We start from the raw sequence: 23,035 nt of genomic DNA on the forward strand, positions 1-23,035 counted from the left end.
CTCTAGCGCCGCGGCTTCGAGCCCTTCCAGTTCGACTTGCGTGCGAACTCGACGAACGAAGCCAGATAGTCGAGCGACGCATCCGCGTCGCGTGTGCCGAGAAAAATCTGCTTGGCGATGCCGGCCTTGCCGAGCTTTACGCTAACCACCGGCATACGGTCCGCGTATTCCTCGGCGAGCCAGCGCGGCAACGCGGCCACGCCGCGCTTGCTTGCGACCATCTGCAGCATGATGTCGGTGGTCTCGATCGTCTTGTGACGGCGCGGGGCGACGTCGGCGGGGCGCAGGAACAGGTTGTAGATGTCGAGGCGATCGGTGTCGACCGGATAGGTGATCAGCGTTTCATCGACGAGCTGTTCGGGCTCCACGTAACGCGCGTTGGCCAGCCGATGCCCGTCGGCCACCACCAGCACCTGCTCGTAGTCGAACACGGGCTCGAAGCTTAGGCCAGGCCGATTCAGCGGATCAGGCGTGACGAGAACGTCGATGTCGTAGCCGAACAGCGCGCCGATGCCACCGAACTGGAAGCGCTGCTTGACGTCGACATCGACATCGGGCCAGCGCGCGAGGTACGGCGACACGACCTTCAGCAGCCACTGGTAACACGGATGACATTCCATGCCGATGCGCAGTGTGCCGCGCTCGCCGTTCGCGTATTGCTTCATGCGCGCTTCGGCGTGCTCGAACTGCGGCAGCAGCCGGTCGGCGAGCGACAGCAGATATTGGCCCGCCTGCGTGAGGCGCAGGTTGCGGCCGTCACGGTCCCAGACCGGCGTGCCGAGCTGCTGCTCGAGCTTCCTGACGGTATGGCTCAACGCTGATTGCGTCAGATGCAGCGCACCGGCTGCTGCGGTGAGCGACCCCTGCCGGTCCACTTCGCGGATCAGGGTGAGATGAAAGCGTTCGAGCATGAGGGGGATGAGATTCGACAAAGTGCGACGCGTATCGTAGCGCGATTATGCGGGCGCGCTGCAAAACCTGGAGCATTGAGCGAATATCTACGGCTCGGAGCCAGTCGAATGACTGGTACCGGGCACTCGTTTCGTCAGTGCGGCGCTTTCGCGTCCTGGCGTCGTCGACCAGGTCTTGAATTTCTTGAGGTTGCCAGCACGCGAGCGTCCCCTTACGCGGACGCCAGACGGGAGCGAGTGGCCCGTCCCGTCGGCCTACCTCGCAGGAAGAGCGAGCATTTCACGCGCTTTGGCCGCACTTGCCACCGGCCGGCCATATTCGTCACACAAAGCGGCCACCCGTGCAACGAGTTGCGCGTTGCTCTTTGCCAGCGTGTCCTTGTCCCAGCGCACATTGTCTTCGAGACCGGTGCGGCAGTGCCCGCCCATTTCAAGAGTCCAATGATTGACCTCCAACTGATGACGTCCGATACCAGCGGCGGTCCATGTTGCATCCGGCAATAGCGTCTTGAGTTGCTGGACCTCGAACTCGAGAATCTCGCGACGCGCAGGCAACGCGTTCTTTACTCCCATGACGAATTGAATGTGTACAGGAGACTTCAGCAACCCTTGCTGGACGAGATCTGCCGTGCTGTACAACATCGCCAGATCGAAGACTTCGATTTCGGGTTTGACATCGTAGTCGAGCATCGTTTGCGCAAGCGCGCGCACGAAGTCCGGCGGATTTTCATAGACGGTAGTCGGGAAATTGACGGAGCCCGTTGCGAGCGACGCCATATCCGGCCGCAGGTCGAGCATCGCGCCGCGTTGCTCGAACGAACGGCCACGGCCGCCTGTCGAAAACTGAATGATGATGTCGGGGCAATGCTTGCGGATGCCCTCCTGAAGTGCGGCGAAACTCGCGCGGTCGGAACTCGAGTTCTCCTGTTCGTCGCGCACGTGCAGATGAACCAGCGATGCCCCGGCTTCATACGCTTCCTGCGTGCTTTCGATCTGCTCGGAGATCGTGATCGGCACAGCCGGGTTGTCCTTCTTGCGCGGAACTGAGCCAGTGATCGCAACGGAGATGATGCACGGTTCACTCATGGCTAACACTCCCGTTTCCGATTTTCGTATTTTCCAAGTCTAGTTCAAAAAGGGTGCAACTTATATTGCCGGGGAAGGGGACAGGTACGCAGGTGGTAGTGCCGATAATCGTGCAGTAGCGATGTAAGTTTGTTGAAATGATTCGGTCAGGGTGCTCCCGAAGTCAGCGAGGGCGAAGCGGCGGAACATCGCCTGACTCGGCGCGACCCGTGGATAGTGTGGTTCGTTTTATTACCTGCCATGTAATTGGCTGGACTCGCGCCTCTGACTAGTCTGCGCATGTCGCCTGAACGTTCTCAGCGACACACCACGACCCTCAAGGAAATACCATGGCCAACTTTCCCACCTATACGCTCGAATCCGCACCCGAACAATCGAAGCCCGCGCTGAACAGCCTCGCCGAGATCTTCGGTATGGTGCCCAATATGCCTGCCAAAATGGCGGGCTCACCGAGGCTGATCACTGCCCTCTTGGGTGTGTTCAATCAGGCGCACGGCGGCAACCTCGACGAACAGCAGATGCAGGTACTGCTGCTCACCAATGCGGTGACCAATGGCTCCGCCTGGCCGGTCGCTTTCCACTCATTCCTCGGGCTCAAGGAAGGCCTGAGCGAGGCCGACGTGCAGGCGATCCGCGAACGCCGGTTCCCCCAGGACGCCAGGCTTGCGGCGCTGTCGCGCCTCGCACGCACGCTGATCGAAAAGCGCGGTCGCATCGACGACCACGACATCGCCGCGTTCACCGAGGCGGGCTTCGATCAGGCGCTGGTGCTTGATGTCGTGCTCGTGGTCGCTGCCTCGACGATGACGAACTACACCGCGAGCGTCACCCAGCCGCCGCTCGAAGAACTCTTGCAGCCGTACGAATGGAAGGCTTGATGCGAGTTTCGGCGGCGTGAATAGCAATAGAACCCGCCGCCGCGGAAGGCCTGGTAAAGCCCTTTCCTTGCCGGGAAAGGGCAACGCCGATCTGCGATCGTCACGGGGAAAATCTTGTTCGCGGACCTTCCTTTAGGGGGTGAATCCCCCCGAAGCCCCCGCCAGAAGCCTCCCCAATCCCATGACACGCGGTGAAATACCTTTTGCGTAGCCAGTCACGAGAACCCTGTCTAAAGTGCGCGTATCGATGCGATGCACTGACCCCTCGTCACCGCAGACGATACATCCCGCCACCACCCGATATGGCATCGTCATGGAATCCTTCACAAAACTTCTTCTCGTCGTCACCGGCGTCGTCGTTGTCGTTTCACTGATCGAGGCAGTCGTGCTGAGCCGCAGGAAGAGTGCGTCCTCACCATTTGCCTGGCACGAGGTGTGGATCTCGCTGTTCGACCTGGCCGCGCGCAGGCTGATATCACTGCTGCCGATCTCGGTCGCCACGCCAGTTTTCAGCTTCGTCTACGACCATCGTATCTTTACGGTCGACGTCAATAGCGCGCTCATGGTGTTTGCGCTCTTCATCGGAATGGAGTTCTGCTACTACTGGTATCACCGTGCGTCGCATCGTGTGCGCTTCTTCTGGGCCACGCATGCCGTGCACCATTCGCCGAACCAGTTGACGCTTTCAACGGCCTACCGTCTCGGCCTGACCGGCAAACTGACCGGCTCGACGCTGTTCTTCGCGCCGCTGGTATGGCTCGGGGTCAAGCCCGAGGTCGTGCTGCTCACGCTGTTCCTCAATCTTATGTACCAGGGCTGGTTGCATACCACGTACATACCCAAGCTGGGCTGGTTCGAATATGTGTTCAATACGCCGTCCCACCACCGTGTGCACCATGCATCGAACGTCGATTACCTGGACGCGAACTACGGTGGCGTGCTGATCATCTTTGACCGGCTGTTCGGCACCTACGTGGAAGAACGCGCTGACGAACCGTGCCGCTACGGTCTCGTGACGCCGACCACGTCGCGCAACCCGCTCGTCGTCGAGTTCGAGCACTGGGCCACGCTAATTCGCGATATGGTCAACGCGAAGAGCCCGTGGATCGCGATCAATCACGTGATCCAGCCGCCGGGCTGGCTGCCGGACGGCGGAGGCGAAACGACGGAAGAACTGCGCCGCAAGAGCAAACAACCCGGCGCGACGGGAGCGCTCAACGGCTAAAAGCTTTAGTCAGGAAGGTACGAAATTGCACCGGTCCGCGGTCAAGCGACTCGTGAAATTCGTAGGTGGTTTGGGTGGTATCGAGCTGTCTCGGTCATTCACGTCATTCTCTATATTCTGGCGCGCTAGAACTGGGTGATCTTGCTTTCGTTGGTGAGCTGAGTCACACCGGAGCGCCGCCAGCGGCATAAAATTATTCATCAGCGTCTGTTCTGTTCGCCATCGCTGTTGGCCCTTGGTCGCTTCAGACTTCGATACGCTGCGATGACGACCGCCTCGGAGGCGCCGTGTTCCGCCGGACCTTGAATCGCACGTTGCTCCATGCTGCGGTGGCAGCTGGACTTTTGGGCGGCTGTCCGTGCCTCTTGCCAGCTGCGCTCGCCGCCGGCACCGCGTCACCCCAGCCTGCTGACGCGAAGTTGGTTGCACCGGCCAATGCCACGACGCCATCTGACTTCCCCACCATGGTCGAGCGATACGGGCCCGCCGTAGTCCATATCCGCGCAACGGCGCCAGAGAAGCAAACCTCCGCGTCGCCCCCCGAGGACATCGGGCCCCACGATCCGATCGCCGCGTTTTTCAGCGGCGTCGCGCCGCAATCCCCGGAGCCGCAACGCAATATTGCTCGCGTGACAACGGGCACCGGCTCCGGATTCATCGTCAGCCCCGATGGCCTCATTCTGACCACCGCACATGTGGTGGATCAGGCGGACGAAGTCACGGTCAGTCTGACGGACCGGCGGGAGTTCAAGGGCAAGGTGCTGATCGTCGACACAGATAGCGACGTTGCGGTGATTCAGATCGATGCCGCGACGCTGCCGGCCGTCAAGCTCGGTGACTCGTCGCGCGTGCGTGTCGGTGAACAGGTGCTGACGATCGGATCGCCCGACCGTTACCAGAACACCGTTACGACTGGCATTGTTAGCGCCACTTCGCGAGTGTTGCCGGACGGCAGCAATTTTCCCTTTTTCGAAACCGAGGTCGCCGCCAGTCCCGACAATTCGGGCGGTCCTCTGTTTGACCGCGTGGGCGAGGTGATCGGCATCGACGTGCAGGTTTATCCGGACGCGGAGCGGTACCCGAGCCTGACGTTTGCGATTCCGATCAACATGGCGAATAAGGTGCGAGCGCAGTTGCAAACCCAGAGCAACGGACCGGCGGGCATTGCTGGTGTAGAGGTTCAGGACGTCGGACCTGGGCTGGCGGTGGCCATTGGCCTGCAACGGCCGGCCGGGGCGCTCGTCAACGTCGTCACGCCTGGTACGCCCGCCGCCGCGAGTGGCCTTAGGCCTGGCGACGTCATCACACAGATTGGCGACAGGACGATCGCTCGCTCGGCCGAGCTGGCCCAGTATGCCGGCGGGCTGCAGCCCGGAACGAAGACGACGCTCACGCTGATCCGCAGCCAAAAGCCGATGACGGTTGAAATCATCGTCGGCGCGCGCGGCGAAACCCCGAGCGCCGTGCAAGCCCCTGGTGCAGCGTCGAATCCCGCTCCGGCCCAAACTGCAAGCGCCGCACCGGATCGCCTTGGCTTGACGATGCATCCGCTGAACAACGACGAGAAGCGGGCGAATGATCTTCCGGAAGGGATGATGGTGGACCAGGTGACTGGACCTGCGGCGACCGCTGGCATACGCGCTGGCGATATCGTCCTGTCGTTCAATGGCGAGCTGATCGAATCCCGGGAGCAAGCGAGTGCAGTGGAAGAAAAGGCGAAGAAAGCGATATCGGTGCTGATCCAGCGTCAAAATGCTCGCCGGTTTGTCTCCGTCACGCTCAGGTGACCGTCGCTGCGCGATGCGCATGCAAACTGCCTCATGACGCAAGGCGGACAAGGTCTCGCTCGGCTCGCTCAGTCCGCTCGGATACCGGGAAAGCCTCGGAGGTTGAGTCGTGTATGCCCATGCTATGGCGACGATCTCACAACTTCATTGAGGTGCGACCGAACAGGCACAGCGAATGCTCCGCTTGCATGGGTCGCCGCCAACTGTGCCGGGATCGCGCAGAGGTGCGCCGGACGGCGCTTCCAGCCGCCAGTCAAGATCGGCCACGAAGATGGCGGGCGTTTCCATAGCTCAAAGGCTTAGGATAGAAAAGCGGGTTCACGGCTCCCCATTGCCGTGACGGAACCGTGGGCGAACAGGCGGAACCGCGGCTCATTTCGATGAGCACTCCGTAAAGGGGACGGCAGATGAACGTAGTGAATGGAAGGACCAGGCGAAACGATCCGGGTTCGGGTGCCGGTAGCCCGGATGCAGAGATCAATGCCGCACAGCCTTCGCGTGGCCGACATCTCGCGCTTTGGGCTGCGTCGGCAAGCGCGTTGGCTGTCGCGGTCATGGGTGTGGTCGCGCAAATCGATCGGTTCGACGATGATCAGGCGCTCGGGATTAACGAAACCACGTCGCCAGCGCCACACACGACATGGTTCGGGCATGTCGCGCTACCGCCGTCGCCTCCCACCCACCCAACCGTGGTTGGCGGTGCTGAACTCGCCCCGCCGGCGTTTTCCGGTCCGTCCGATCATGGCGCTAGAACTGCTCCGGAGCCTGCTGCGCCGCAGTCGGTCACACGAGAGCCCGACCAGGCAAGCTATACCGCTGCACAAGCTCGCCACCATTCGGCGCCGGACGTGAGAGCAATCGAGCGGCATGCGAGCGGGATCACTGGACCCAAATTGCCGACGACACAAGCGTCTTCGTCCGATCATGTCGCGCGATCATCGTCAGTTCCTGCGCGGGGATCTGCAACTACCAGTGCTGAGCACGCTCCACGCGCGTCTTCCGCTTCGCTCGATCACCGCAGCGCGCCTTCTCCGAATACTCGCGGCGCAGGTTCTCGGAATTCTGCTTCACTGCAACTGGTTCAAAGACAGCCTGCAGGCAGTCGCGCAGGAGGTAGTTTGGGCGCGGGCGGTTCAGGGGTAGGCACAGCCGGTTCGGGTTCGGGCGGTTCGAATGCCGGCAACTCGGGTGCAGGCGCGTCCGGTTCGGGCGCACGCGGTTCTGGTGCCGGTGCCGGCGGCTCGGGTGCAGGTGCAGCCGGTTCGGGCGCAGGCAGTTCGGGCCCAGGCGCGGCCGGTTCTGGTGCCGGTGGTTTGGGTGCTGGCAGTTCGAGTGCGGGCGGTTCGGGCGCGGGCGGTCACGGTGCGGGCAGTTCTAGTGCAGGCAGTTCAGGGGCTGGCAGTTCAGGGGCTGGCGGTTCGGGTGCGGGCAGTTCGGGTGCGGGCGGTTCGGGCGCGGGAAGTTCGGGTGCAGGCAGCTCGGGCGCAGGCAGCTCGGGCGCAGGCAGTTCGGGCGCAGGCAGCTCGGGCGCAGGCAACTCGGGCGCAGGCAGTTCGGGAGCAGGCGGTTCGGGTACAGGCGGCTCTGGTGCAGGTAGTTCGGGTGCAGGTAGTTCGGGTGCAGGCAGTTCGGGCGCAGGCGGTCACGGTGCAGGTAGTTCGGGTGCAGGCAGTTCGGGAGCAGGCGGTTCGGGTACAGGCGGCTCTGGTGCAGGTAGTTCGGGTGCAGGCAGTTCGGGTGCAGGCAGCTCGGGCGCAGGCGGTCACGGTGCAGGCAGCTCGGGTGCAGGTAGTTCGGGCGCAGGCGCAGGTGGTTCGGGTTCAGGCGGCTCGGGCGCAGGCAGTTCGGGCGCAGGCGGTCACGGTGCAGGTAGTTCGGGCGCAGGCGGCTCCGGCGCAGGCGGCTCGGGCGCAGGCGGCCCCGGCGCAGGCAGTTCGGGCGCAGGCGGGTCTGGCGCAGGCAGTTCGGGCGCGGGCGGTCACGGCTCAGGCGGTCCGGGTGGAGGCGGTCACGGCTCAGGCGGTTCAGGCGGCGGCGGTCACGGCGGAGGCGGTTCGGGCTCGGGCGGGTCAAGGTAATCCGCAGCCTCGTTTTCGGCCGCTCCTTCGTGCACGGCACGAAGGTCATAGCGGCCATCCGACGGGAAATCCCGATCGTGTGGCGCGACAAGCAAGGTGAGCATGTCGCGGCGAAGTTGATGAGCCAACGTTGATGGACCCAGACAAGCGCTCATTGATTGACGCGCGCTTTTTTGATTGTCGCCGATGCGGCTCTCATCTTGTTCGATGCGCGGCACGATTGGATAAAACGTGAAGGGTGAAATCCGTTGCGTATGTCCATCTCTATGGTGGCAGCTCCGATGGCTGTACGCAGCCGGCCGCCCTGTTCTGACAACACTGAGAGGCAAACGTCAGTTGCCGAAGCGCATCGAGCATATGAGAGCAATGACGGGAACTGACCGGCAGTACCCGTTCGTCCACTCTTCACCGCTCGATCATCGTGGTGTCAATGCGCGTGCCGCGCTTGATGAAGAGCGTGACGGGCGTCTTTTCGCAGATCTCCGCGAGTCGGGCCCGTTGTGCGGCGTCGAGCGGCGCATCAACGTCGACGGTGCGACGGATGTACTGGTTGCGCTCTTGATCGGCGTGCAGAGTCGTGGTCACATCGATGCTGCCGTCGGGCCAGCCTTTGCGCTGCATGTACATGCGCAGCGTTGCCGACGTGCACGCGGCGAGACCCGCAAGCACGAATTCGAAAGGGGCAGGCCCGCGATCCTGACCGCCTTCGTGCGGGCCCTCGTCGCCAGCGAGCGCATGGCGGCCGGCTTTGAGGGCCACGAGGTAGTTGGGGGCATCGGCGGCGAGCCGTGCGGAGGCGGTGGCGAGCGGCATGGTAACTCCTGGGAACTGGGCGCCACCGCAGCGGTGGTCGATTGCAGTGGACGCGTTCAATATCGCCGGCTGCGTGCGGGAGCCGGCGCTGGCGGGAACGATTGTGCCACCCTCAACGAGGTGGCGCTGGGCGCGGGCCGTACGCTTTCAGGCGGCATCGCGCCGAGCGTCGTCTGCCGCCGTGTGACCACGCGGCGAATCGATCCTCGCGATGCGTATTTGCTCGATGAAGCTGCGCAGCTTGCTCTCAGTGAACGCGCGAAGCCGATGAGCCGGCCTTGCGCCAGCTACGGTCTGCGGTCCGCCACCGAGATGCGCCAGCAGGCTTTGCATCGGCGCGGATAGGTTAAAGGCGTGACCGGAATGGGCCTGCCCACAGTTGCCATGGGCGTGCTCGGAGCCATCATGTCGCCGCTTACGGCGGCGGCCATCCTGATCATTCCGTCGTTCGTGACCAACGTGTGGCAGATCCTAGTCGGACGAGACATACTCCGCCTCACGCGACGCCTATGGGCCATGATGCTCTGCATCGTGATCGGTACCGTCCTAGGCACGCGACTGCTGGTATTCGTTGACCCCGTCTGGTCGGGACGTGCGCTGGGACGTGCGCTGATCGCCTACGCGGCCTATGCGCTGTTCTTGCCGACACTTTCGGTCCCGCAACGGCGCGAGTCCTGGCTTTCGCCCGTCATCGGCATGACTACCGGCTTGCTGACCGGCGCCACCGGCGTCTTCACGATTCCCGCCGTGCCTTATGTGCAGTCATTGGGTCTTCAAAAAGACGAGCTTGTGCAGGCTCTTGGCCTTTCGTTCACCCTCTCCACGGTTGCTCTCGCAGCAGGGCTCTTCGCCCACGGCGCGTTCAGGATCGATCAGCTCGGCTTGTCGCTGCTGGCTGTCGTTCCTGCTCTCGCTGGAATGTGGTTGGGCTCGATCGTGCGGCAGAAAATCAGTCCAAAAAACTTTCCGCCGTTGCTTTCTCCTATTTCTCATCGTCTTGGGTCTCGAACTGGCGCTGCATCCGTTCTCTTGAGTCTTGCCAAACATGTGCTGGCGGAAACCCGCAAAGCTAGTGGAAAATCACGGATGAAAATTCGCCGCCTTCGATACGCGTAACTTTGGAGTTTTCGATGCCCAATCTAAGTCATTTCCTTTCATTCGGTCTCGTTGCACTCGGCATGGTGCTTACACCCGGACCGAATATGGTTTATCTGATTTCACGCTCCATCTGCCAAGGTCGTCAAGCTGGACTTATCTCCCTGGCTGGCGTCGCCCTTGGTTTCGTGTTCTACATGCTGTGTGCGGCATTCGGCATCACCGCTCTGGTTCTCGCTATACCTTACGCCTACGATGCCCTCCGCTTTGGCGGCGCGATGTATCTGCTCTATCTTGCGTGGCAAGCAGTCAAGCCCGGCGGACGCTCACCATTTCAGGTCCGCGATCTTCCCGTGGACAGCCGCCGCAAACTGTTCCTGATGGGGTTCACCACCAATCTGCTGAACCCCAAAATCGCCGTGCTTTACCTGTCGCTATTGCCTCAATTCATTGATCCGTCGCACGGCAGCGTATTTCATCAATCACTCGCCCTGGGTGCAACGCAGATCCTGATCAGCGTCTGCGTGAATGCAGCCATTGCGACCATGGCTGGTTCGATTGCCGGATTTCTCGCGAGCCGCCCGACGTGGATTACGCTTCAACGCTGGTTGATGGGCACAGTGCTAGCAGGCCTTGCAGTCCGCATGGCAACGGAAGCCCGCCGGTAACCTTCCTGTTCCGCGCGCACGAATGGCGGGGCAAGGTGCAGAGCAGCGCCGCTCGACCTTCCGCGACTTCTCATGGACGAACCTGGATGATCGTCTTCCCGCTGATCCGCTCAGTCGGATTGAAAGCGGCGACGGCTTCGTCGAGAGTCGCGATCTTGCCGATGTTCGTCCGCAGTCGTCCATCCCGTATGCGCTGGACGATCTCGTTCAGTTGCGCACGATCGGACTCGACAACGAAGTCGACCGCGAGACCATTGGCCGGTCGCGCCTCGGCTGGCCCGACCACGGACACGAGCGTTCCGCCGGCTCGAACCAGACCCGCGGACCGTTTCCCGATGTCGCCGCCGATGACATCGAACACCAGATCGACTCCGCCCACATCTTCCAACCTGCCGCGGTCGAGGTCGACAAACTCCTGCGCGCCGAACTCGATCGCCTTCTGACGGTCAGCGGCGCGTCCCGTGCCGATGACGTAAGCGCCGGCCTCTCGCGCGAGTTGAGTCACCATCGTCCCGACCGCGCCGGCCGCACCGTGCGCGAGAACGCGCTGACCCGCCTGAAGGCGCCCGTGCTGGAACAGACCTTGCCATGCGGTCAGTCCCGAGATCGGCAGGCTCGCGCCGACTGTGAAGTCGACATCGCCCGGCAGTGGCACAAGGTTGCGGGCCTCGATCGCCACATATTCAGCGAGGGAGCCGTCTCGATACCAGTCTGCGAGGCCGAACACTCGCTGTCCGACTGACAACCCGGTCGTGCCATAGCCGAGAGCGGTGACTACTCCGGCCAGCTCGTGGCCGGGGATCGAAGGTGTTCGATCACGGTCGCCGCGATCGGTCCAAGTCGAGGGCCACGCCATCTCGGTCCCGACGAATCCCGACGCGTGAACCCGAACAACAACGTCGTTTATCGCCGCCGCCGGTTCGGGCCGCTCGGACAGTTTCATCGCGGCCGTTCCCGCCGCTTGATCCGTCACAGTGATTGCCTTCACGAGAACTATCTCCTTTAAGATCGGCCCGCCTGCCCCTGGCCATTGGCTCACTCGAGACCGCGCTCGCCCGGCTCGATGCGTTGGGCTCGTGGCCACTTAACGTCGATGCAATCGAGGCCGAAAGTGTGGGCGCGGGTTTTAGAACTTGCGCGACATCGAACCGCCTGATAGTGGAGGGCGCTTCATACTCACAAGCTCGATCACCTCATGGCGAACCTCCGCGGATGAGATCGCAACGGTCAACCATTTCCCGTCGGGGTATGCTCGGGCTTCATCGTAGAGCTTGACCAACTGCGGGCTCCAGAGATAACGCCGCTCCTCGAACTTCTCTCGCTCTGCTCGCCCCAGTACCACCTGAACCGAAAACAGCCCGTATGCCGGCTGCAACGTGCAGAACGCCCTGGTGTTCTTGTAGCGCAGCGACCAACCGCGTTTCTTGCCGCCATAGAGCCAATCCGGCGTGAAAACACCCGGGTAGGATGCCGCGATCCAGCTCTGCAACTCGGACCAATGCTCGAACGCGTCCGGCCCGATCCAGTTCCGGACAATGCGCTCATCGGGTGGTGCTGATTTGTCGGTGATCCTGTCGCCGATCTGGGGGGCCTGCTTCATATTGCTTTCCTCTTTCGCTTCATCGGTGGAATGCTGATGCGCCGGTACGGATGTCGGGGCTTACTATTTCTCGTGGACCCATCATGGGCGAACGCGGATAACCGTCTTCCCGTGGGTCCGCCTGGGTCCATTGAAGGTGGCGACGGCGTCGTCGAGAGTCGAGACGTTGCCGATGTTCGCGCGCAGCCGTCCGTCACGCACACGATCGATGATCCCGGTCAGTTGGGCGCGCTCAGGCACGACGACGAAGTCGATCGCCAGACCGTCGGCGGGACGTGCATCGGTCGGGCCAGCAATGGTCACTAGCGTTCCGCGGGCTCGAATCAGGCCAGCCGACCGCTTCGCGATATCGCCACCGAAGACATCGAAAACCAGATCTATCGATCCGACGTCTTCGAGGACGTCGTTCTCGAGGTCGACGAATTCCTGCGCGCCGTAGTCAAGCGCCGCCTGCCGGTGGGCTGCGCGTCCGGTGCCGATGACGTAGGCGCCGGCCTCACGTGCGAGCTGGGTGACCATCGAGCCGACAGCGCCTGCCGCACCGTGCACGAGGACGCTCTGTCCCGCCTGGATGCGACCGTGATCGAACAGCCCCTGCCACGCGGTCAGGCCCGGCATCGCCACGCTCGCGCCTACCGTGTAGTCGACGTCGCCCGGCAGCGGCGCGAGATTGCGTGCCTCGACTGCCACGTACTCGGCCAGCGTGCCGCTGCGATGCGAGTCCGTGATGCCGAACACCCGCTGTCCCACCGACAGCCCCGTCGTGCCATAGCCCAGCGCGCTGACCACTCCAGCCAGCTCTTGCCCGGGAATCACCGGCGTCCGGTCACGGCCGCCGCGATCGGTCCAGGTCGAGGGCCACGTCAGCTCATCCCCGGTGAATCCGGAAGCATGAACCCGAACGACGACGTCGTTTATCGCTGCCTCCGGCTCAGGCCGGTCCATCAGCTGCATCCCGGCCGTTCCCGCGGCCTGGTCCGTCACAATGATCGCCTTCATCGTCCATCTCCTTGTGAGTGGTCTATCGTCATGTTCGAATGCGCTGGCAAACGGGGGATTAGCGTTCAGATCGAACCGGCCGGCGTAACCGAGGGAAAGTCCTTCTCGGGATCGAACACGTTGTTGAAGAAGTTCGTCAGCGAGTACATGGCCACCAGCGCGACGATCTCCATCACGTTCGCGTCCGTGTAGCCGGCATCGCGGACGGCTTGCAGATCGGCGTCGCTGACCTTGCCGCGGGCCTCGATGACCTTGCGCGCAAACTGGACAGCGGCGTCGCGCTTCGGATCCGCGGCGTGGCCCCTGCGGGCGAGAATGATTTCATCGGCCGACAGCTTTGCCATGTGTTCGGCCGTAAAGCTGTGAACCGTCAGGCAGTAGTTGCAGCCGTTCACTTCAGAGACCGCGAGGCCGATGCTGTCACGCGTCTTCACGTCGAGCGCCTTGCTCAGCGAACCGAGCAGGGTGGCCCATGCGTTGAATGCGATCGGGCTTTGCGCGAAGCTCGCCATCATGTTCGGGGTGAAGCCGATGTTTCTGGTGAACGCGTCGAGCGTCGGCCTGGAATCCGCAGGTACCTGTTGCGGCGTTAGAGCAGTAGTTCTTGGCATCGTAGTCGTCCTTATCAAGTTGCTGGTTTTACTGATCGGCAAAGGTCCGTGCGAGGACCGCTCATTGATTTGCTTCGCGCCGTGGTCCCTGTTTGTACTCGAGGCGGCTCGGTCCGCGCCTATACCAGATCCAATACGTCGGCCACAGGACGACGCGGCTTTTGCGCCCAGTTTCCCTGACGCTCCGCTCCTACGGACAACAGCAGGACCGGCACTTCGTCCTCGGCCAGTCCGAACTCGCGGTGCACGGCTTCGTCATCGAAGCCGATCATCGGCGTCGAACCCAGGCCCATCGAGCGGGCCGCATAGATCATCGCCGCCGCGCCGAAAGTGGCGGTGCGTACAGCTTCGTCTCGCCGTCGCTGCGGGTACGCCATGTACAGATTGCGCGCCGGGATTTCCCACTCCGGCACCATGGTTGCCGGCATCACGCCCGCTTCCACCAGTGGTGCCAGACGCTCGGGTATCACACTGGTTTCGACCAGCTGGCCGCAGACGATGAAAGTAACCGCTGCATCTTTGATCGCGGGCTGGTTCCACGCAATTGGACTCAGCCGGGCCTTGGCTTCGGGCGTGCGTACGGCGATGAAGCGCCAGTTCTGCAAGTGAAAAGATGTCGGCGCACTGGTGCCGATTCGTACCAGTTCGCGGATCTGGTCGTCGCTCAGGGTCGCGGCGGGGTCGTAATACTTGGCCGCGCTGCGGCTCAGGATGCATTCGATGACGGGATTGGTCATGGTGATTTCGTTTTTCATGAGAAGTCCTGTGTGTAGATGGATAGATTCAGGTACACGGATGCTTTCGCTCTATGCCCAGCCATCCGGTAATTCCAACTTGCTGGCGAGCCGATAGCCTTGCGCGCGGCAAGGCGGCTTACTCGAGCGGCGGGAAGTCGACGTCGGTGCCGTTGATACATTTGGTTTGGGAGCCTTCACTTTAGGCCTGCTCGATGCCGCTTTCGAGACTGGATTTACTCAATAAAATGTCCAAAAGGATCAAGTCGACACGGCGCATCTCGTCTCGTCGAGATCGAGGTTTGCGGGCTGCAGGTATGGACGGACGCGTCGAGGGTCGCTCGCGCGAATGAGCGGCGGCGCCGACCCGTCTAACGCCTCATCGGGTCGCACACAGAACGCGAAGCGACGATTCGTGGCCGCGACTTGCCGTTACTGACCGTTGCGGGCGATACGGCGCCATTGACCCGGCGTCATGCCCATCCTCTCGGTGAACACACGGCGGAATGACGATACGGATTGATACCCCACCGACTCGGCCACGGCCTCCGTGGTCATCATCGGCTTCTTCAATTCGTTGGCAGCCAGACTCATCCGGATCTCGGTCAGCAGCTCGAGGGCCGAGCGCCCCAGCGTGTCCTGAAAGTGCCGCATGAAGGTGGCGCGTGACATGCTGCATAAGTCGGCTAGCTCAGGCAGGTTCCAGGGCCGCGCCGGATCGGCGAACATGGCTGAAATGGCTGGCGCCAATCGTGGATGGCCGGCCAGCGCCAACAGGCCGGCCGGCGCGTGTTCGGATTCGCTCGCCTCGCGCAATACCAGTGTGAAAAGCGCCGAGGAAAGGGCGTTGAGGACCGCGTAGCCACCGACCTTGTCGCCCGTGGACTCTTCGCGCATCAGTGCCACGAAATTGGCCAGGTGGTTCGAAGCAGACCCGATACGCGTTTCACCATGACTTTCCATGGTCCGTACCACCAGATTCGTCGGCAGGTAATTGCGTATCAGCCGATCATGAGGCGGCCCGATGAGAAAACGCCCGCACAGCATGTCCAGATGCTCGCCCTGGCCGTTGTTCTCGCTGAACATCAAACCGGCGGAATCATGGCGTTCGCAAGTAGGCCCGGGCGTGTGTCCGCTGCCATCGTGCAGCACATGCGCCGACCCGTGAGGCAGCAGCACGATATCGCCGGCTACCAGCTCCGTGGCCGTCTGTGTCTCAGGATCCTCGATCACTGCCCGGCCTTTGAGCACGACGTGGTAAGGAATCTCATGCGCCGCGGACTGGTCCCAGGCCACGCGCCATGGCGCACCGTAGACGCAGCGAACCTCCAGCCGGCCGGTGACGGTGATCATTTGCAGCAGGTGGCTGAGCCAGTCGATCTGGGACATAGAACTCCGTTAGGCCTCGGGACGGCGTCGCGGACAGTTATCTCTCCAACGACTTCGCAAAACGCATTCAGATCATCATTTACGATCCTCGTGCTTCTTTTTGGCGTAGGTAGCGCGGCCGCATGGACGGCAAGTTCTCCTTTCGAATTGCGTATTGCATGGGCAATTCAATAAGCATATCCCGATACCAAATCCGAACAGATCAATATCGAAATAGGGATTGGACGAATCAAACCGTTCGAAATTACTATATTTTCATAATATCAAAGCAGACAAATACAGAAAGAGACGGCAGTTCCGGGACATAACCCAAGGAGGCACGGTGACGGGCATTCAGCTCAACGGCGTGACAAAGCGGTATGGCGAGACGGAAGTGATCACCGGTCTCGACCTGAACATCCATGAAGGCGAATTCCTCGTCTTTCTCGGCCCGTCCGGTTGCGGCAAGTCGACGCTGCTGCGCATGATCGCCGGGCTGGAGGCCGTCAGCGAAGGCCAGATCAGCATCGGTGGCCGCGAGGTCACGCACCTGCCGCCGGCCAGGCGCGACGTCGCGATGGTGTTTCAGCACTACGCGCTCTATCCGCACATGACGGTCTACGACAACATGGCGTTCGGCTTGCGCAACTCGGGCGTCGTCGCGAGCGAGATCAACCGGCGCATTACCGAGGCCGCCCGCATGCTCGAACTCGATGCGCTGCTCAAGCGCCGCCCCGCGCAACTGTCGGGTGGTCAGCGTCAGCGGGTCGCGATTGGCCGCGCGGTGGTCAAGGAACCGGAAGCGTTCCTGTTCGATGAGCCGTTGTCGAACCTCGATGCGGCGTTGCGCACGCGTACCCGGGTCGAACTGGCGCGGATCCATCGGCGCCTCAGCTCGACGATGGTCTTCGTCACACACGATCAGATCGAAGCGATGACGCTCGCCACACGCATCGTCGTGATGAACCGCGGCCGCATCGAGCAGATCGGCGCGCCGCTCGATATCTACCGGCGTCCGGCGACGCGCTTCGTGGCCGGCTTCATCGGCGCACCAGCAATGAACTTCATCGATGTCGAACCGGCCGGCGAAAACGGCGGCCGTTTGTGCGTGCGCCTGCCGGTCGACAACGTCGTGCTGCCGACCACGATCGCCGCCGGCAGATTGCCGCCGGGCCAACTCACGCTCGGCATCCGCGCCGAGCATGTGGTGATCGACGCCGCCGGCGCGCTCAATGGGCGCGCCGAATTCATCGAGCGGCTCGGCGACCGTTCGCTCGCGCACGTGAGTCTGGCGAGCAATCAGCTGATCGTCATCGAGATTCCGCGCGAGTACGAATTGCAGCCCGGCGACCCGCTTCGTATGAGTCTCGATACTGCCCATCTGCACCTGTTCGACGCCAGCGGGAGCGCGCATCATGGCGGCTGATCGCCCGCTGACGGCCGGTCTGCCGAAAGCGCGGCGGCGCCGTTTCAACTATCCCCTCGCGTCCTGGTCGAACGGGCTGTTCGTGTTGCCGTTCGTGATCGTCTACGTGCTGTTGCTGGTGGTGCCGCTCGTGTACGGCTGGTGGCTGAGCTTGCAGAACGTCGATCTGCTCGGCGACACGTCCGAGTTCATCGGCCTGAAGAACTATCTCGACCTCGCGTCCGATCCGATCTTTCGCGGCGCCGTGCGCAACACGTTCTACTTCGTGTTCATGACCGTGCCGATGTTCGTCGCGCTCGGTCTTGCGCTCGCGCTCGTGCTCAATCGGCCGGGCCGATTTTGCGCCGCGCTGCGTGCGATATTCTTCGGGTCGTCGGTGCTGTCGGTGACGATCGTCACGCTCGTCTGGAAGCTGGTATTGATGCCGGGCCATGGGCTGCTCGCCGATGTCAGCCGCGCGCTCAACATCCCCGAGTACGTGCCGCTCGTCCATGAAGCCACGGCGCTGCCGATGATCGCGATCGTCACCGTATGGTGGATCGTGGGCCTGCCGATGATGCTGTTTCTTGCCGCGCTCCAGCAGATCCCACAGGAGCTATACGAAGCGGCTGCGCTCGATAACGCGAGCCGTTGGCGCACCTTCGTAGCGATCACGCTGCCGTCGATCCGGCGCACCGTTGCGCTGGTTGCGGTGATCGAAGCAGTGTTCCAGTTCCAGCTGTTCGGTCAGGCGCAATTGCTGACCGGCGGCGGACCGAACAATGCATCGCGACCACTCGTCCAGTTCATTTACGAATCCGGCTTCCGCCAATGGTTGTTCGGCTATTCGGCTGCCGCGGCCCAGGTGCTGTTCGCACTGATGCTGCTGGGTATCGCCGTGCAGTCATGGATCGTACGCAGAAAGGACCCCGCATGAGTACCGCCGCAATGCAGTCCGCTTCGAATCCAGCTGGGCCCGAACGTTCGCGCGGGTCGTTGGCCGGCCGTCTCGGCGAACGCGTGATGCTCGGCGCCGTGGTGCTGCTCGCGCTCGTCTGGATCGCGCCGCTGGTCTGGGTGTTCGCGCTGTCGTTCAAGCCGAACGCCTTCCTGGAGCAGCATACCGATGTGCTGTTCTCGCCACCGTTCACGCTGCAGAACTACGCCAGCATCATCGGTACGTCAGCCGTCGGCGGCTGGTTGATCAACAGCGCGATCGTCGCGCTGGGCCAGACGCTGCTGACGCTCGTCATCGCGTCGCTGGCCGGCTACGGCTTCGCGCGCACGACGTTCCCAGGCAAGCGCTGGGTATACGTGATCTGCCTCGCCGGGCTCGCGGTTCCCGAGCAGGCGCTCGTGATTCCGCTGCATAGCCTGTTCGCGTCGCTCGACTGGCACAACACCTATGGCGCACTGATCATGCCGAGGCTCGCGTCACCGTTCGGCGTGTACCTGATGACCCAGTACTTCAAGGCCGTCCCCGTCGAAATCGAGGAAGCCGCGCTGCTCGACAACGCGTCGCGCTTCAAGGTGTTCTGGCGCATCGTGCTGCCGCTGTCGATTCCGGCACAGGCGACGCTTGCGATCTTCACCTTCCTCAGCGCGTGGAACGACTACCTGTGGCCGCTCGTGTCGGCATCGAAGCCGGAGATGTATACGTTGACGATCGGCCTCGCGTCGACGCAAGGCAATTTCGCGCAGTCCGAGGGCATTGGCTATCTGATGGCGCAAGCCGTGTTCGCCGGCCTGCCGATCTTCGTGCTGTACCTGTTTTTCCAGAAGTACATCGTGGCCGCCGTGGCGGGCACCACGGTGCGCTGAACCGCTGGCACACCGATGTTTCCCGGCATCGGCGCCTTGCTTGAAAAGAACCGGTCACGCCGGTAATCCATAGCGGCCGCGCGCTGTCGATCGGAAATACGCGGCTCATCGAGTATTCGACAGGAGACAACCATGAAGAGATCGCTCGTACGCGGTGCGCTTTTGCTTGCCTTGCTGAGCCTGACGGCGGGCCTCGCGGCTCCCGCTCAGGCCAAAACCGAAATTACGCTGTCGCGCTTTTTCGGCGCCTGCGACGCTGAATACGGCAATGTGAACGACGTGAGCAAGGCCGCGGGTGAGTGCGGAATCATCACGACGCTGGTCAATGAGTTCAATGCGACGAACAAGGAAGATATCGTCGTCAAGCCGCAGATCATCGAATGGTCTCCTTACTATACGCAGATCGACGCGCGCATTCTGAGTCACGACGTACCGACGATCTCGGTCATGCACGAAGCCGTGCTCGGCGACTATGTGAAGCGCAAGCTCGTCGAACCGCTCGACGTCGGGTTCAAGTCGGTGGGGATTGATACGAAGGACTTCACGGATCACGCGCGCCGCGGCGTCACGTTCGACGACAAGACCTACGCGTTGCCGTTCGACACGCATTCGTGGCTCTGGCATATCAACATCAATCTGTTCAGGAAGGCGGGTCTCGTCGACGCGAGCGGCAAGCCGATCCTGCCGACCACGCCCGACGAACTGCTCAAGCAGGCGAAACAGTTCAAGGACAAGACCGGTCTGCCGTACATCACAATGCCGATCGCCAACGAGAGCGCCGCGCAGACGCGTTCGTTGTACACGATGGTCTATCAGCAGAACGGCACGCTCTTTCCGTCGGGCCCGACAAAAATCGATCCGCGCGTCAAGCCCGTGACCAACGCACTGCAATTGCTGGATGGGCTGATGAAGGCGGGCGACATCACCCCGAACCTCGACTACGGTGCAGCGAATCAGGCGTTCATGAACGGCAAAGCGGGTGTGCTGATCTGCGGCACATGGGTGATCGAGGACTTGACCAACCTGTCGAAGAAAACCGATTCGCCGCTCGCCAACAACGGCTATGAGGTCGTGCCGTTCCCGAACCTGTTCCAGAAGAAAGCGGTGTGGGCCGATGGCCACTCATGGGTGATGCTCAAGGGCGGCGCGAAGGATGACAAGAGCCGCCACGCCGCGTTCGTGTTCCTCAAGTTCCTCTACGACCACGACGCCGACTGGGCCCGCACGGGGCATCTGCCGGCGCGGCAGTCGGTCATCGATAGCGCGGCGTTCAACGCGTTGCCGCATCGCGCGGACATCAAGGAGATCTCGTCCATCGGCTATGCGCTGCCGAACACGGTGCCGCGTCAGTTCGCGATTCAGGAGATCGTCGGCAGCGAGGTCAGCAACATGTTGACCTCAGGCAAGCCGATCGCCGCCGTCGAACAGGATGCGCAAGACCGCGTCAACAAGCTGCTGTCCAGGTAGTGGCCGCACGCCTGTCCCGAACTCAACGGAACCTCGCCGAACCCATTCGAGCTCACAAGCCGGCGTGCCGCATCGGGCGGCACGCGCAGGCGACCTCACCACAGGACCTATCACAATGATTACCTCCCGCCTTGTCGTCGACCGGGATTTCGTCGTCGCTGACCTTGACCGGCGCGTGTTCGGTACTTTCGTCGAACATATGGGCCGCTGCGTCTATACCGGCATCTATGAGCCGGATCACCCCGACGCGGATGAGCGTGGCTATCGAAAAGACGTGATGGCGCTCACGCGCGAACTCGGGCCGACGATCGTCCGTTATCCCGGCGGCAACTTCCTGTCGGGCTATAACTGGGAAGACGGTGTCGGCCCGAAGGCGCAGCGGCCCAAGCGGCTCGATCTCGCATGGTATTCGGTCGAGACCAATCAGTTCGGCACCAACGAATTCATCGACTGGTGCCGCGAGCTCGATATCGAGCCCATGTACGGGGTCAATCTCGGCACGCGTGGACCGGACGAAGCCCGCCATTTCGTCGAGTACTGCAATCATCCCGGCGGCACCGCGCTGTCGGACTTGCGCCACGAACATGGTTACGCGAAGCCGCACGACATCAAGTTCTGGTGTCTCGGCAACGAGATGGACGGCCCCTGGCAAATCGGCCGCAAGACCGCCGACGAGTACGGTCGCGTCGCGCTCGAAACCGCCAAGCTGATGCGCGCGGTCGATCCCACCATTCAACTCGCGGCGTGCGGCTCGTCGACTCACGACATGGCGACCTATGGAGCGTGGGAAGATCGCGTGCTCGAACACTGCTTCGATCAGGTCGACTTCATCTCCTTGCACACGTACTTCGAGAACCGTCACGACTCGACCGCGGAATTCTTCGGCAACATCGACGTGATGGATCTGTTCATCAAGGAGATCGTTGCCGTTGCGGACAGCGTGGCGGCGCGCAAGCATTCGAGCAAACGCATCATGCTGTCGTTCGATGAATGGAATGTCTGGTACAAGGCGCGCTCGATCAACGATCTGCGCAAGCCGGGCTGGCCAAGCGCGCCGCGCCTGATCGAGGAGGTCTATAACGCCGAGGACGCGCTGGTGGTCGGCGGCGCACTGATCACGATGATGAACAACGCGGATCGCGTCAAAACGGCGTGCCTTGCGCAACTCGTCAACGTGATCGGACCGATCATGACCGAGCCGGGCGGAGCCGCGTGGCGGCAGACGATCTTTTATCCGTTCTCGCAGGCGTCGAAGTTCGGTCACGGCCGCGTGCTCAAGCCGGTGATCGAATCGCCCGCCTACGCGGCCGAGAGCTTTCCCGAGATCGCCTACCTGTGCGCCGCCGTGGTCGACGACCGCGCGAGCGGCACCACGACGATCTTCGCGTTGAACCGGCACCTGACCGACGAGATGGACCTCAGCATCGAATTGCGCGGCCTCGGCGTGGAGCGCACGCTCGATCACGCGCTCGAACTTCACCACCCGAACATGAAGGCGGTGAATACGCGCGAAGCGCCGTTGACGGTCGTGCCTGCGACCAACGAAAAGATCTCGGTCGATGGCGAAAAACTGACGGCGCGCCTGAAGCCGGGCTCGTGGAACGTGATCGTCACGACCGCGGCAAAGCGCGGCTAGGTGGTTCGCACGAGAAGTCTACGAAGGAGGGGTGATGTTCGAGCGTGAGCCCGTCGTAGGGACGATGACCGCGCAGGTTGCGCGGATCGTCGGCATGAGGATCGTCTCGGGCGAATTCGGCCCTGGCGATCTGCTCCCTGTCGAAAGCGAGTTGTGCACCGAGTACCGTGTGAGTCGCACGACCGTGCGCGAAGCGATCAAACAGCTCACCGGCAAGCGCCTGATCGAAGTGACGCCGAAGATCGGCACGCGCGTGTTGCCGTTCTCGGACTGGAATCTGCTCGACCGTGATGTGCTCGCGTGGCGGCTCAATGCGCAATTCGACTCGAAGATCGTCGAGGACATCTTCGAGATGCGCATCTGTTTCGAGCCGCGCGCGAGCTTTCTCGCGGCGCGGCACGGCAGCGACGACGACCTTCAGCTGATCGAGCGCCGCTACCGCGAGCTGGCGAGCGCCTATGCTTCGCCGTCGGCGCATTCGGATGTGCGCGCGGTGAGCGAAGCGGTGCTCGAATTTCATATGGCGATCATCGCGATGTCACAGAACGGCATGTTCATCACGATCGGCAGTGCGATCAAGGCGGCGTTGCGGGTGTCGTCCGAGATGCTGCTGCGGCAGGCGGCGCGGCCGAGCGAAGATATCGAGCTGCATGACGCGGTGCGTCGCCGGATCGTTGCGCGCGAACCGGAGGCCGCGTCCGCCGCGATGACGCGTCTGCTCGAAGCATCGCGCGAAAGGATGCTGCGCTACACGATCAGCCCGAAAGACGTGGTGGGGCGCGAGGGCTAAAAGACTCGGGCGGATCGGCGCATACCGCTTGCGCAACGCGACGCGTCGCTGCCTTGGGGGCAC

General features: G+C 62.4%; 21 protein-coding genes. 11 read left to right on the forward strand and 10 right to left on the reverse strand.

What is annotated here, in order from left to right; translation table 11 throughout:
• Positions 1–2: 2 nt before the first annotated feature.
• Positions 3–911, reverse strand: coding sequence for a LysR family transcriptional regulator (locus tag VSR82_RS31975; protein WP_368585774.1), 909 nt, complete (start codon positions 909–911; stop codon positions 3–5).
• A 255-nt stretch (positions 912–1,166) separates the two neighbouring features.
• Positions 1,167–1,997 (reverse strand): 3-oxoadipate:acetyl-CoA acetyltransferase, encoded by an 831-nt coding sequence (locus tag VSR82_RS31980; RefSeq protein ID WP_429462815.1) that lies wholly within the window; start codon positions 1,995–1,997, stop codon positions 1,167–1,169.
• Positions 1,998–2,326: 329 nt separating this feature from the next.
• Here VSR82_RS31980 and VSR82_RS31985 point away from each other — a divergent pair, with 329 nt between their 5' ends.
• The 3 genes from VSR82_RS31985 (at position 2,327) to VSR82_RS31995 (ending at position 5,887) form a co-directional block, all read left to right on the forward strand.
• Positions 2,327–2,875, forward strand: coding sequence for a carboxymuconolactone decarboxylase family protein (locus tag VSR82_RS31985; RefSeq protein ID WP_368585733.1), 549 nt, complete (start codon positions 2,327–2,329; stop codon positions 2,873–2,875).
• A gap of 313 nt (positions 2,876–3,188) precedes the next feature.
• On the forward strand, positions 3,189–4,100 hold the full coding sequence (locus VSR82_RS31990; RefSeq protein WP_410851542.1) for a sterol desaturase family protein: 912 nt from the start codon (positions 3,189–3,191) through the stop codon (positions 4,098–4,100).
• Positions 4,101–4,387: 287 nt separating this feature from the next.
• Entirely contained in the window at positions 4,388–5,887 is a 1,500-nt protein-coding gene (locus VSR82_RS31995; protein WP_429462813.1) for a trypsin-like peptidase domain-containing protein, read from the forward strand.
• A gap of 1,374 nt (positions 5,888–7,261) precedes the next feature.
• Here the strand turns inward: VSR82_RS31995 and VSR82_RS32000 are convergent.
• Positions 7,262–8,014, reverse strand: coding sequence for a hypothetical protein (locus tag VSR82_RS32000; RefSeq protein ID WP_498858377.1), 753 nt, complete (start codon positions 8,012–8,014; stop codon positions 7,262–7,264).
• A gap of 356 nt (positions 8,015–8,370) precedes the next feature.
• Entirely contained in the window at positions 8,371–8,778 is a 408-nt protein-coding gene (locus tag VSR82_RS32005; protein ID WP_429462811.1) for an OsmC family protein, read from the reverse strand.
• 363 nt (positions 8,779–9,141) lie between these two features.
• Here VSR82_RS32005 and VSR82_RS32010 point away from each other — a divergent pair, with 363 nt between their 5' ends.
• Together VSR82_RS32010 and VSR82_RS32015 are read left to right on the forward strand one after the other, a co-directional pair.
• Positions 9,142–9,894, forward strand: coding sequence for a sulfite exporter TauE/SafE family protein (locus VSR82_RS32010; protein WP_368585728.1), 753 nt, complete (start codon positions 9,142–9,144; stop codon positions 9,892–9,894).
• Positions 9,895–9,908: 14 nt separating this feature from the next.
• Positions 9,909–10,541, forward strand: coding sequence for a LysE family translocator (locus tag VSR82_RS32015; RefSeq protein WP_368585727.1), 633 nt, complete (start codon positions 9,909–9,911; stop codon positions 10,539–10,541).
• A 70-nt stretch (positions 10,542–10,611) separates the two neighbouring features.
• Here the strand turns inward: VSR82_RS32015 and VSR82_RS32020 are convergent, their stop codons facing one another.
• The 6 genes from VSR82_RS32020 to VSR82_RS32045 form a co-directional block, all read right to left on the reverse strand.
• Positions 10,612–11,529 (reverse strand): NADP-dependent oxidoreductase, encoded by a 918-nt coding sequence (locus tag VSR82_RS32020; protein ID WP_429463642.1) that lies wholly within the window; start codon positions 11,527–11,529, stop codon positions 10,612–10,614.
• Positions 11,530–11,667: 138 nt separating this feature from the next.
• Positions 11,668–12,141, reverse strand: coding sequence for a DUF3788 domain-containing protein (locus VSR82_RS32025; protein WP_498858378.1), 474 nt, complete (start codon positions 12,139–12,141; stop codon positions 11,668–11,670).
• A gap of 81 nt (positions 12,142–12,222) precedes the next feature.
• Positions 12,223–13,140, reverse strand: coding sequence for an NADP-dependent oxidoreductase (locus VSR82_RS32030; RefSeq protein ID WP_429462809.1), 918 nt, complete (start codon positions 13,138–13,140; stop codon positions 12,223–12,225).
• 65 nt (positions 13,141–13,205) lie between these two features.
• Complete coding sequence (locus tag VSR82_RS32035) at positions 13,206–13,751, reverse strand: carboxymuconolactone decarboxylase family protein (protein WP_368585724.1); 546 nt, start codon at positions 13,749–13,751, stop codon at positions 13,206–13,208.
• A gap of 119 nt (positions 13,752–13,870) precedes the next feature.
• Complete coding sequence (locus VSR82_RS32040) at positions 13,871–14,506, reverse strand: nitroreductase family protein (protein ID WP_429462808.1); 636 nt, start codon at positions 14,504–14,506, stop codon at positions 13,871–13,873.
• 411 nt (positions 14,507–14,917) lie between these two features.
• Positions 14,918–15,874, reverse strand: a complete 957-nt coding sequence (locus VSR82_RS32045; protein ID WP_368585722.1) for an AraC family transcriptional regulator — start codon at positions 15,872–15,874, stop codon at positions 14,918–14,920.
• Positions 15,875–16,196: 322 nt separating this feature from the next.
• On the opposite strand from VSR82_RS32045, the gene VSR82_RS32050 reads away from it, so the two are divergent.
• From VSR82_RS32050 to VSR82_RS32075, 6 genes are all read left to right on the forward strand, one after another.
• Complete coding sequence (locus VSR82_RS32050; protein ID WP_429462807.1) at positions 16,197–17,279, forward strand: ABC transporter ATP-binding protein; 1,083 nt, start codon at positions 16,197–16,199, stop codon at positions 17,277–17,279.
• The gene (locus VSR82_RS32055) at positions 17,269–18,195 is read left to right on the forward strand and encodes a carbohydrate ABC transporter permease (RefSeq protein WP_498858379.1); all 927 of its coding nucleotides are present in this window, start codon (positions 17,269–17,271) and stop codon (positions 18,193–18,195) included. The genes VSR82_RS32050 and VSR82_RS32055 overlap by 11 nt, the downstream gene beginning before the upstream one ends.
• A complete protein-coding gene (locus VSR82_RS32060) occupies positions 18,192–19,079 on the forward strand; it encodes a carbohydrate ABC transporter permease (protein WP_368585719.1) in 888 nt (295 codons plus the stop codon). The genes VSR82_RS32055 and VSR82_RS32060 overlap by 4 nt, the downstream gene beginning before the upstream one ends.
• Before the next feature lie 132 nt (positions 19,080–19,211).
• Positions 19,212–20,546, forward strand: a complete 1,335-nt coding sequence (locus VSR82_RS32065) for an extracellular solute-binding protein (RefSeq protein ID WP_368585718.1) — start codon at positions 19,212–19,214, stop codon at positions 20,544–20,546.
• A gap of 115 nt (positions 20,547–20,661) precedes the next feature.
• Positions 20,662–22,182, forward strand: coding sequence for an arabinosylfuranosidase ArfA (arfA, locus tag VSR82_RS32070; protein ID WP_429462805.1), 1,521 nt, complete (start codon positions 20,662–20,664; stop codon positions 22,180–22,182).
• Positions 22,183–22,216: 34 nt separating this feature from the next.
• A complete protein-coding gene (locus VSR82_RS32075; protein WP_410851528.1) occupies positions 22,217–22,972 on the forward strand; it encodes a FadR/GntR family transcriptional regulator in 756 nt (251 codons plus the stop codon).
• The last annotated feature ends 63 nt before the right edge of the window (positions 22,973–23,035 follow it).

The organism is Burkholderia sp. JPY481 (genome assembly GCF_038900515.1).
GTDB lineage: Bacteria > Pseudomonadota > Gammaproteobacteria > Burkholderiales > Burkholderiaceae > Paraburkholderia > Paraburkholderia youngii.

Excerpts from the sequence above, each read along its gene's own strand:
- VSR82_RS31975 (WP_368585774.1), bottom strand. The coding sequence starts at position 911 with ATGCTCGAACGCTTTCATCTCACCCTGATCCGCGAAGTGGACCGGCAG.
- VSR82_RS31980 (WP_429462815.1), bottom strand. The coding sequence starts at position 1,997 with ATGAGTGAACCGTGCATCATCTCCGTTGCGATCACTGGCTCAGTTCCG.
- VSR82_RS31985 (WP_368585733.1), top strand. The coding sequence starts at position 2,327 with ATGGCCAACTTTCCCACCTATACGCTCGAATCCGCACCCGAACAATCG.
- VSR82_RS31990 (WP_410851542.1), top strand. The coding sequence starts at position 3,189 with ATGGAATCCTTCACAAAACTTCTTCTCGTCGTCACCGGCGTCGTCGTT.
- VSR82_RS32000 (WP_498858377.1), bottom strand. The coding sequence starts at position 8,014 with ATGACCTTCGTGCCGTGCACGAAGGAGCGGCCGAAAACGAGGCTGCGG.
- VSR82_RS32005 (WP_429462811.1), bottom strand. The coding sequence starts at position 8,778 with ATGCCGCTCGCCACCGCCTCCGCACGGCTCGCCGCCGATGCCCCCAAC.
- VSR82_RS32010 (WP_368585728.1), top strand. The coding sequence starts at position 9,142 with ATGGGCCTGCCCACAGTTGCCATGGGCGTGCTCGGAGCCATCATGTCG.
- VSR82_RS32015 (WP_368585727.1), top strand. The coding sequence starts at position 9,909 with ATGCCCAATCTAAGTCATTTCCTTTCATTCGGTCTCGTTGCACTCGGC.
- VSR82_RS32025 (WP_498858378.1), bottom strand. The coding sequence starts at position 12,141 with ATGAAGCAGGCCCCCCAGATCGGCGACAGGATCACCGACAAATCAGCA.
- VSR82_RS32030 (WP_429462809.1), bottom strand. The coding sequence starts at position 13,140 with ATGAAGGCGATCATTGTGACGGACCAGGCCGCGGGAACGGCCGGGATG.
- VSR82_RS32035 (WP_368585724.1), bottom strand. The coding sequence starts at position 13,751 with ATGCCAAGAACTACTGCTCTAACGCCGCAACAGGTACCTGCGGATTCC.
- VSR82_RS32040 (WP_429462808.1), bottom strand. The coding sequence starts at position 14,506 with ATGAAAAACGAAATCACCATGACCAATCCCGTCATCGAATGCATCCTG.
- VSR82_RS32045 (WP_368585722.1), bottom strand. The coding sequence starts at position 15,874 with ATGTCCCAGATCGACTGGCTCAGCCACCTGCTGCAAATGATCACCGTC.
- VSR82_RS32055 (WP_498858379.1), top strand. The coding sequence starts at position 17,269 with ATGGCGGCTGATCGCCCGCTGACGGCCGGTCTGCCGAAAGCGCGGCGG.
- VSR82_RS32060 (WP_368585719.1), top strand. The coding sequence starts at position 18,192 with ATGAGTACCGCCGCAATGCAGTCCGCTTCGAATCCAGCTGGGCCCGAA.
- VSR82_RS32065 (WP_368585718.1), top strand. The coding sequence starts at position 19,212 with ATGAAGAGATCGCTCGTACGCGGTGCGCTTTTGCTTGCCTTGCTGAGC.
- arfA (WP_429462805.1), top strand. The coding sequence starts at position 20,662 with ATGATTACCTCCCGCCTTGTCGTCGACCGGGATTTCGTCGTCGCTGAC.
- VSR82_RS32075 (WP_410851528.1), top strand. The coding sequence starts at position 22,217 with ATGTTCGAGCGTGAGCCCGTCGTAGGGACGATGACCGCGCAGGTTGCG.